Origin of the sequence: Alcaligenes sp. EGD-AK7, from assembly GCF_000465875.3 — a bacterium.
Classification (GTDB): Bacteria; Pseudomonadota; Gammaproteobacteria; order Burkholderiales; family Burkholderiaceae_B; genus Alcaligenes; species Alcaligenes phenolicus.
This window is the reverse complement of record NZ_AVOG02000038.1, coordinates 1-685: the sequence shown is the minus strand read 5'-3', so window position 1 is coordinate 685 and position 685 is coordinate 1. Positions and strand designations below refer to the sequence as shown.

Annotated in this window: 1 protein-coding gene; it reads left to right on the top strand. The window is 65.3% G+C overall.

The window, feature by feature from the left end; genetic code table 11:
- A partial coding sequence (gene glyS, locus N879_RS14395; protein WP_022983404.1) for a glycine--tRNA ligase subunit beta occupies nt 1-685 on the top strand: 685 nt, incomplete at both ends.

Here is a 685-nt window from a genome sequence, read left to right as displayed (position 1 = left end):
CGGTCGCGAATCCCGCGGCCACCGCTTCCACAGCCCGGGTCAGGTGCATATCTCCAAACCCTCCAGCTACCTGGAAGACCTGCGCGGCGCTCATGTGATCGCCGACTTCGCCGAGCGCCGCGAGCTGATCGCCAAGCGCGTCGAGCAGCTGGCGTCCGAGCAGAACGGCAGTGCCATCGTGCCGCCGGCGCTGCTCGATGAGGTCACCGCCCTGGTGGAGTGGCCGGTGCCGCTGGTCTGCTCGTTCGAGGAGCGTTTCCTCGAGGTGCCGCAGGAGGCACTCATCTCCACCATGCAGGACAACCAGAAGTATTTCTGCCTGCTGGATACCAACGGCAAACTGCTGCCACGCTTCATCACCGTGGCCAATATCGAATCGAAGGACCCCGCGCAGATCGTCTCGGGTAACGAGAAGGTCGTGCGTCCGCGTCTGACCGACGCCGAGTTCTTCTTCAAGCAGGACAAGAAGCAGCCGCTGGAACGCTTCAACGATCGCCTGAAGAACGTGGTGTTCCAGGCCCAGCTCGGCACCGTGTTCGACAAGGCCGAGCGCGTCTCGCGCCTGGCCGGGCTGATCGCCGAGCGCACCGGCGGCGACAAGGCGCGCGCCATGCGTGCCGGCCTGCTGAGCAAGGCCGACCTGGCCACCGAGATGGTTGGCGAGTTTCCGGAGATGCAGGGCATC